Origin of the sequence: Labrys sp. WJW (assembly GCF_001676615.1) — a bacterium.
GTDB lineage: Bacteria > Pseudomonadota > Alphaproteobacteria > Rhizobiales > Labraceae > Labrys > Labrys sedimenti.
This window is the reverse complement of sequence record NZ_LYXZ01000048.1, coordinates 24089-32691: the sequence shown is the minus strand read 5'-3', so window position 1 is coordinate 32691 and position 8603 is coordinate 24089. Positions and strand designations below refer to the sequence as shown.

At 64.6% G+C, this 8603-nt stretch carries 9 protein-coding genes; 5 read left to right on the top strand and 4 right to left on the bottom strand.

The window, feature by feature from the left end; all coding sequences use genetic code 11:
- The first annotated feature begins 393 nt into the window (after window positions 1-393).
- Genes BA190_RS25925 through BA190_RS25915 form a run of 3 tightly spaced genes read left to right on the top strand, consistent with a single transcriptional unit; the run spans window position 394 to window position 1418 of the window.
- Complete coding sequence (locus tag BA190_RS25925) at window positions 394-720, top strand: helix-turn-helix transcriptional regulator (protein WP_068294649.1); 327 nt, start codon at window positions 394-396, stop codon at window positions 718-720.
- Window positions 717-1148, top strand: coding sequence for an SRPBCC domain-containing protein (locus BA190_RS25920; protein ID WP_068294647.1), 432 nt, complete (start codon window positions 717-719; stop codon window positions 1146-1148). Before BA190_RS25925 ends, BA190_RS25920 begins: the two co-directional genes overlap by 4 nt.
- A 57-nt stretch (window positions 1149-1205) precedes the next feature.
- Complete coding sequence (locus BA190_RS25915; protein ID WP_068294645.1) at window positions 1206-1418, top strand: hypothetical protein; 213 nt, start codon at window positions 1206-1208, stop codon at window positions 1416-1418.
- Window positions 1419-1445: 27 nt separating this feature from the next.
- Here BA190_RS25915 and BA190_RS25910 read toward each other — a convergent pair whose 3' ends face one another.
- A complete protein-coding gene (locus tag BA190_RS25910; RefSeq protein WP_068294642.1) occupies window positions 1446-1859 on the bottom strand; it encodes an ACT domain-containing protein in 414 nt (137 codons plus the stop codon).
- Window positions 1860-2166: 307 nt separating this feature from the next.
- A complete protein-coding gene (rocF, locus tag BA190_RS25905) occupies window positions 2167-3102 on the bottom strand; it encodes an arginase (protein WP_068294639.1) in 936 nt (311 codons plus the stop codon).
- A 125-nt stretch (window positions 3103-3227) separates the two neighbouring features.
- Between rocF and BA190_RS25900 the strand changes: the two genes are divergently transcribed.
- On the top strand, window positions 3228-3665 hold the full coding sequence (locus BA190_RS25900; protein WP_068294636.1) for an Lrp/AsnC family transcriptional regulator: 438 nt from the start codon (window positions 3228-3230) through the stop codon (window positions 3663-3665).
- Window positions 3666-3912: 247 nt separating this feature from the next.
- Window positions 3913-4467 carry a GNAT family N-acetyltransferase gene (locus BA190_RS25890; protein ID WP_068294630.1) on the top strand — a complete coding sequence of 185 codons (555 nt, stop codon included), beginning with the start codon at window positions 3913-3915 and terminating at the stop codon, window positions 4465-4467.
- On the opposite strand, the gene BA190_RS25885 is transcribed toward BA190_RS25890, so the two are convergent.
- Both BA190_RS25885 and BA190_RS25880 read right to left on the bottom strand, forming a co-directional pair.
- The gene (locus BA190_RS25885) at window positions 4436-7489 is read right to left on the bottom strand and encodes an efflux RND transporter permease subunit (protein WP_068294627.1); all 3054 of its coding nucleotides are present in this window, start codon (window positions 7487-7489) and stop codon (window positions 4436-4438) included. The genes BA190_RS25890 and BA190_RS25885 overlap by 32 nt on opposite strands.
- A complete protein-coding gene (locus BA190_RS25880; protein ID WP_245314958.1) occupies window positions 7486-8535 on the bottom strand; it encodes an efflux RND transporter periplasmic adaptor subunit in 1050 nt (349 codons plus the stop codon). The genes BA190_RS25885 and BA190_RS25880 overlap by 4 nt, the downstream gene beginning before the upstream one ends.
- Window positions 8536-8603 lie beyond the last annotated feature (68 nt).

Sequence of the window (8603 nt, the reverse complement as noted above, 5' to 3'; positions counted from 1 at the left end):
TCGAGCTCGACATATGAGCCCCCTCGCCCCGTTTACGGGGAGAGGATGGAGGTGAGGGGCTACGGACGGCGTCAGTTTGTGAGGTCGCGCCGCCCCTCGTCCTTACCTTCTCCCCGTAAACGGGGCGAAGGGGTGGCCGGCCTCGCGCCTCTCGCCTTGTCTTAGCGCCTATGGACGAGGACGTCCGCGCTCCCAGGAATACAGCCTTCGATGAGTCGATCTCTTTAAGGCATTTCCTTCGCGAAAGGCCCGTCTGGCCTGCCGGATAATGCCCCGCGTGGCCGCTTTCGAACCATATCATGGGTTGCCAGCGACCGCGCCCTTTGCTGCAAGCTTGACGAATTCATAACTGTTGAGCTATGAGTTAAATCCATAACTGAGGAGTTATTGATTTTGACGTCGCCCTCCCCCGACCTTCTGTTCAGAACGCTTGCCGATCCAACCCGGCGGGCGATCTTCGAGCGCTTGTGCCGCAAGGGAGAACAGACGGTCGGGGCCCTCACAGCCCACGCCCGGGTCTCACAACCGGCCGTCTCGAAGCACCTGGCGATGCTGAAACAGGCCGGGTTGGTCCGCGACCGCCATGAGGGCCGGCAGACCCATTATTGCGCACAACTCGGCGCACTCGGCCCTCTGATCGACTGGGCGAGCCAGATGACGCAATTCTGGGAAGCCCGGTTCGACGATCTCGAAGATTTGCTGAACAGGATGGACCAATGACCAACAATACGAGCGAAACCCGTACCGTCGTCGTCGAGCGCGAGATTCCGCATCCGCCCGAAAAGCTCTGGCGCGCCCTCACCCAGCCCCATCTGATCGAAGCGTGGTTGATGAAGAACGATTTCGACCCGGTGGTCGGTCACCGCTTCAATCTGCGCGGCGAATGGGGCGGGGTGCTCGACTGCGAGGTTCTCGCCATCGAACCGCACCGGACCTTGTCCTATAGCTGGAATTTCAGCCATGACGACGATGCCTACGATCTGAAAAGCGTGGTGACCTTCACGCTCACGCCCACCGGTGCCGGCACGCATCTGCGCATGGAACAGGCCGGTTTCCGGCCGTCCCAACGCCAGGCCTATGGCGGCGCCAAGGCCGGCTGGCAGCAATTCCTCGCCAATCTGGAGCAGGTCCTGGCGGGGCTGGACTGAGCCCCGCCCCCTACCCTGCTGGGGGACATCGGTGCAAGATCAACAAGGGAGGCTTCATTGAACTTCAACGCCCTGATACGGCAGACCCATCGCTGGCTATCCATCGCCTTCACGGTGACCGTGATCGCCAATTTCGTTGCCATGGCACTGGGTGAGCCGCCGGCATTGGTGGTCTATGCGCCCCTGCTGCCGCTCTTCCTGCTGCTGTTCAGCGGCCTCTATATGTTTGTGCTGCCTTATTTCAGCAGGGCGAGGCACGTTCCGGACTGAAGGCTTGCAGCGGATGGATGCAACGACCTAGCCCGCAGCCTGCCGCTGTGCAGCCTCCAGGACGGCGACGGCCTGCTCGGCCATCCCGGCGGGAACGAAGACATGGTCGTGGTGATAGGCCGCGACCATGTTGCAGGGGATTCCAACCGCCGCCAGGGCGGAGGCCACGGCGGCAGTCAGCCCGACGCCGTCGAGAGCCGAGAAGACCTCCAGCTCGATGCGCTTCATTGCCAGGGCGGTATCGAAGCCGAGGGTGGCGGCGACGTCCACCGGCAGGACCAGGGTAACGCCTTCCTCTTCCCGGAAGAAGCACAGGGCCTGCGTGGCAGCAGCCTCGATCACGGCCGACGACGTGGTGGTACAGAAGACAAAGGCCCCGTCCTTGAGGCGCGGCGTCATGCCCGCAATCATGGCCCCGGTGTCACGAACGCTCTGTGGCATGCCGCCTCCCCGGATCGCCTCGCCGCTGCGCTGAAATTGCGACGGCGGGAGCCCCTGTTGCCGATCTTACAATGGCGCTGGAGATATGGAGTGTCGACCTCCGGTCGACATCTTTCTTGCCGGCAAATGCAATGTTTCCAAGATTGTCGACCGGAGGTCGACACTCCGTGTTTCCAGCGCCTCCTATGGCGCAATATAGCTGCAGCGCTAGAGCAAAGCGCGGTTTCTCCGAACCGCACTTTGCTCTAGCTCTTTGTTTCGACGCGTCTTTGCGATTCTCGGTGACCCCGAGAAATCACAAAACGCTCTAGGCCGTGCCCGCACGCGTCGGCCGGTCCATCACGCGCCGCCCCATCAGGCTGGCGACGAGATCGACCATGAGCAGGGCGGTGCGGCCGCGCTCGTCGAGGAAGGGATTGAGCTCGACGAGATCGAGGCTGGTGGCGAGGCCGCTGTCATGCAGCATCTCCATGATCAGGTGGGCCTCGCGGAAGGTCGCACCGCCCGGCACCGTGGTGCCGACGCCCGGCGCAATGCCGGGATCGAGAAAGTCGACGTCGAGGCTGACATGCAGCACGCCATTCGCTTCCGCCACCCGTCGCAGGAAAGCCTGCAGCAGCGGGCCGACACCATGCTCGTCGATCGCCCGCATGTCATGCACGGTGACGCCTGCGGCGGTCAGGGCCGTACGCTCTGCCGGATCGACGCTGCGAATGCCGATCATGCAGATGTTTTCGGGATTCACCGGCGCGGCCAGCGGCGGGAAATAACCCTCGAAGCCAGGCCTGCCGGTGGCATAGGCCACCGGGCAGCCATGCAGATTGCCGCTCACCGTCGAGTCCAGCGTGTGAAAATCGGGATGGGCATCGAGCCAGAGCACGAAGAAGGGCCGGCCCGTTTCGGCCGCCCGCCTGCTGAAACCACTGAGCGTACCGGCAGCTAGGCCATGATCGCCGCCGAGGATGATCGGCATGCCCTCGGCACCGAGACGATAGGAAGCCTCGGCAAGAGCTTCGGTCCAGGCCGCCACTTCAGGCAGATGCTTTATGGCCTGGTTGGGGTGGCTGAGCGGGCGCTGGGGTGCGGGAGTAAGGTTGCCGCGATCCTCGACGCTGTGGCCGAGTTCCTGCAAGGCGCCAGCCAGGCCGGCGGCCCGGAAGCCGCCGGGACCCATGTCGCAGCCAAGCCGCCCCGTGCCTTCCTGCAGTGGCACACCCAGCAAGATACAATGTTTCGAAGTCATGCGAGCCTCTTGAAATCCGGCGGCAGTCTATCGCCCGGGCTTGGCGGTATGAACGATGCAATTTGGCAAAGAGCTCAATATACCTTATCGAATTGGCATAAACTCATGATCATTCCGGCAGATCCATGGACGACATCGACCGCCAGCTCCTCACCTTGCTGCGCCACAATGGCAGGCGCAGCATTTCCGACCTCGCCGGCGAGCTCGGCCTTTCGCGCGCCACGGTGCGGGCGCGTATCGAACGCATGGAAGCCCAGGGCGACATCATCGGCTACACGGTGATCCTCAAGGCCGACGCGATCGCCATGCCGGTGCGCGGCATCGTGATGATCGAAGTGGAAGGGCGGGCCGCCGACCGGGTCATCGACGTCCTCGGCGGCTTTCCCGAGGTCAGCGCGGTGCACACCACCAATGGCCGCTGGGACATCGTGGTGGAGTTCGCCACGCTCAATCTCAGCGATCTCGACGCCGTCCTGCGCCGCATCCGCCTCATTCAGGGCGTCACCGCCTCCGAGACCCATCTTTTGCTCGCTACGCCGCGCAGTACACAGGCAAGGCTGTAGGACATTCTCCAGGGTCTTTGCACGGCGCCTGAAATTGAATGGAACTGGGTAAGGGTGAGGGGCAGCTCGACCTCGACAATAAGAGAGCGCAACGCCAGCCCAACGGCATGCTAGGATCTCGAGGGGCGGCCATAGTGACGACGTCGCCGTTTGCAGCGTATGGTCTTGGAACGTCGGCGCTTGAGCCGCGTTTCATGTCCCAAGAGTGTTTCCTGAACGGATAAGCGCCAGCGTTGGGAGCGATGGAATGAGCGCAGTCAACATCCGATCGGCCCGTCTCGACGACGCCAAGGCGATGGCCGAGCTGCATGTCGCGGTCTGGCGCCATACCTATCATGCGCTCGCGCCTTCCAAGGCCTTCGTCGTGCTGGACGAGGAGCATCGCTTTGCAAGCTGGCACAAGCGGCTGTCCTCCCCTGCCGCCGAGCAGATCGTGCTGCTGGCCGAAAACGGGGCCGGGCTGGTCGGCTTTGCCGCGGCCGGCATGGCCTCGCAGGCGATCTTCGATGGGCGCAGCGAGATCAAGCACCTCTATGTCGACCCGCTTCACAAGCGCCAGGGTATCGGGCGGGCCCTGCTCGAAGCCATGGCGGCACGGCTGGTCGAACAGGGGCGCCGGAGCGCCGCCATCGGGGTCGTCGCCGGCAATGGACCGGCGATTGCCTTCTACGAGGCGCAAGGCGCCAGGCAGGCCGGATCCTATACCGATCCGGGTCCGCTCTGGCGCTCGCACAACCTCGTCTATGCCTGGGACGACCTGGCGGCGCTCGTCAGGCGGCAGCCGGTGTCTTCGGCTCCTTGATCCGGTACCAGGCCACATAGAGGGCCGGCAGGAACAGCAGCGTCAGCACGGTTGCCACCAGGATGCCGCCGATCATGGCATAGGCCATCGGGCCCCAGAACACCTCGCGGGCGATCGGGATCATGCCCAGGCTGGCCGCCGCCGCCGTCAGCATGATCGGGCGCATGCGGTGGACGGTAGCGTCCACCACGGCGGTCCAGCGATCCATCCCAGCCTCCTCGTGATCCTCGATCTGCTTCACCAGGATCACGGAGTTGCGGATGATGATGCCGATCAGCGAGAGAATGCCGAGAATGGCGACGAAGCCCATGGGCTGGTTGAAGGGCAGGAGGCCGAGCACCACGCCGATCAGGCCGAGCGGCGCCACGCTGATCACCAGGAACAGCTTCTGGAAGCTCTGGAGCTGCACCATCAGGATGGTCACCATGGTCAGGAGCATGATCGGCACGATGGCGATGATCGGCCCCTGGCCCTTGGCGGATTCCTCCACCGCCCCACCCACTTCCAGCTTGTAGTGGTCGGGCAGTCCGGCCTTGAACTCGGCCACCTTGGGCGCCACCCTGTCGACCACCGTCGCCGGCTGGACATTGCCGACGAGGGCCGCCTGCACCGTGATGGTGGGTAGGCGCGAGCGGCGCCAGACGATGGGCTGCTCCATGCCATAGCCGATATTCGCCACCGCGCGCAGCGGCACCACTGTCCCGCCGGAAAGCGGGATCTGCAGGTTTTCCAGCGTCTCCACGGAGTTGCGCTGGTCCGCGGTGGCGCGGCCGACCACGTTGATCAGATAGATGTTGTCACGCACCTGGGTGAAGGCGGTTCCCGCCAGTGTACCGTCGAGGATGGAGGCGATATCCTGCGAGGTGACCCCGAGCAGGCGTGCCTTGTTCTGGTCGACCTCGACCTTGAGCACACGCGCCGGCTCGTTCCAGTCGAAGGTGATCGTACCAAGATTGGGGTCGGTGGCGATGATGCCGGCAAGCTTGATCGCCTGCTCGCGCACCTTCTGGAGATCGGCGCCGCTGACGCGATATTGCACGGGGCGGCCGACCGGCGGGCCGAGTTCGAGCGGATGGACGAGCACATCGATGCCGACGAACTTGTCACGGGCCAGCGCCTCCAGCTTCTTCTGCACGCGGTTGCGGGCCTCGATATCCTTGGTGACCACCACGGCCTGGCCGAAGAAGGGGTTGGAGAGCTGCTGGTCGAGCGGCAGATAGAAGCGCACGGCGCCCTGCCCGACATAGGAGCTCCAGCGCACCACGTCGCCGTCGCCCACGAACGCCTGCTCGAAGCGGTCCATCTGCGTCTTGGTCTCGCCGATGGCGCTGTTCTGCGGCAGCGTCATGTCGACCAGCAGTTCGGGCCGGTCCGACGAGGGGAAGAATTGCTGCTGGACATGGCCCATGGCCACGACCGAGGCACCGAGCAGGCCGAGGCAGATGGCGATGGTCGCCCAGCGCCAGCGCATGGCGGCGAGCAGCGTGCTCTTGAAGGCGGAGGCCAGCCGGCTCGGCTTTTCGTCATGTTTCTTCATACTGCTGGGCAACACGGTCACGCCCAGCAGGGGCGCGAACAGCACGGCGACGATCCAGGACACCAGCAGGGCGACGGCGATCACCACGAACAGGGTGAAGGTATATTGGCCCGCCGAACTCGAATTGAGTCCGATCGGGATGAAGCCCGCCACCGTCACCAGCGTACCTGTCAGCATCGGAAAAGCCGTCGAGGTATAGGCGAAGGTCGCTGCCCTGCCCAGGCTGTCGCCGGCCTCCAGCCGGCTGATCATCATCTCCACGGTGATCATGGCGTCGTCGACCAGCAGGCCGAGGGCAATGATCAGGGCGCCCAGCGAGATGCGCTGCAGGGAGATGCCGGTATATTCCATCACCAGGAAGACGATCGCGAGCACCAGCGGGATGGAGATCGCCACCACCAGTCCGGCGCGCAGGCCGAGGCTGACGAAGCTCACCGCCATCACGATGATCACCGCCTCCATCAGGGCGCGGGTGAAGCCGGAGATCGCCTCCTCGACAACCGCCGGCTGGTCGGAGACCAGATGCACGCCGACGCCGATCGGCAAGGTGCCGGTGACCTCTGTCATGGCCTCCTTCAGATCCTCGCCGAACTGGAGAACATTGCCGTTCGGCGCCATGGCGACCGCCAGGCCGATGGCGGGCTTGCCGTCGAAACGGAAGAGCGAAGTCGGCGGATCGACATAGCCCCGCGTGATGGTGGCGACGTCGGAGAGCCGGAAGAAACGGTCGTTGACGCGCAGATTGATGGCCCTGAGGTCCTGTTCCGACTTGAAGCCACCGTCGACGCGCACGCTGACACGGTCGCGTCCAGCCTGGATCACGCCGGCAGCCGAGACGGAGTTCTGCGCCTGCAGCGAGGCGATCACCGCCTGGCGGTCAAGCCCGAGGCTGGCAAGGCGCGCCGTATCGAAATCGAGATAGATCACCTCGTCCTGGGCACCGAGGATCTGGGTCTTGCCGGCATTGGGCACGGCGAGCGCACGATTACGCACCTCCTCGACATAGTCGCGCAACTGGCGGAAATCGATGCCGTCGGCGGTGAAGGCATAGACATTGCCGTAGACGTCGCCGAACTCGTCATTGAAGAAGGGTCCCTGCACGCCGCTCGGCAGCGTGTACCAGATGTCGTTCACATGTTTGCGCACCTGGTAGAAGGCATCGCTCAGGGCCCGGCCATTGGTGGTGTCCTTGAAATTGACCATGATGGTGGCCGTGCCCGGCCGCGTATAGCTGCGCGTATAGTCGAGCGCACCGATCTGCTGGAGCTCCTTCTCGACCCGATCGGTGACCTGGTTGAGGGTTTCGTCCAGCGTCGCACCCGGCCAGTTCACCTGGACCACCATGGTCTTGATGTCGAAGGACGGATCTTCCTCGCGGCCGAGCCTCACATAGGAGAGCGCACCGGCGATCACCGAGGCGATCATCAGATACCAGATGAAGGAGCGGTGCTTGAGCGCCCAGTCCGACAGGTTGAAGCCGCTCATTTCTGTTCCTCGAGAGTCTGGCTGCGCTGGAGATCGACGGCCTGGCCGGGTTGCAGGCTGCCAACCCCCGCTTTCACCACGATGTCCCCGTCCTTGAGGCCATCGACCACGGCATAGCCGGCCTTGGTGGAGACCAGGGTCACCGGCCGGGTCGCGACCACGGCCTTGGCCGCATCGACCACCCAGACGGACGGCTTGTCGCCCGGCCCGGCCAAGGCCGAGACGGGAACCGCGACATAGGGAGCGACCTTTCGCGTGGCCGACACGGAAATGGTGGAACCGAGCCGGAAGCCATTGGGTGGATCCTGCAAGGCCAGGCGAGCCCGGCGCGTACGCGTCACCGTATCCGAAGCCGGCGCGAGCTGGCGCAGCGTAGCCGTGGTGCGGACACTGGGCTCGCCGGCGAGAACGACGTCGAAGCGGGGATAGGCCTTGAGCTCGTCGGCCAGATAGTCCGGCACGTCGACCACGGCCTCGCGCACGTCGGGCCGGGCCAGGGTGACGATGATGTCGCCGGCTGACACCACCTTGCCGACGTCGGAATTCACGGCGGTGATCACGCCGTCATAGGGCGCGACGAGCTCGGCATAGCTGAGCACGTTGCGTGCCTGCCGCAGCGAGGCCTCGGCCTGGGAAACCTTTGCGTCCGCCGTCTCCCGCGCGGCCACAGCCGTGTCGACCTGGGCCCGCGAGGCCGTCTCGGTGACCACCAAGGCGCGGCTGCGGTTTTCGGTCAGCACGGCATTGGCGAGCTGCGCCTTGGCATTGGCGAGATCGGCCTCTGCCGACTGCACGGCGAGGCGCAGCAGCGTGGCATCGACGGCCGCCAGCCTGTCGCCCTGTTTGACCCTGTCGCCGACATTCACTTCGCGCGCAATGATGCGCCCCCCGACCTGGAAGCCGAGATTGGTCTGGTAGCGGGCATCGACGCTGCCGACGAAGGGACCGAAGCTTGCGGTATCGATGCTGCGGACGGTCAGGGTCAGCACCGGCCTGGCACCCCGGTCCTGTGCCGAGGCGCCACCGGCCGGCACCAACGCGAGCACGGCCGCCAAGCAGATGATTGCTGATCGAACCGCAGGCTCGGTCAGCAATAATCTTGAGGATTTCAAAC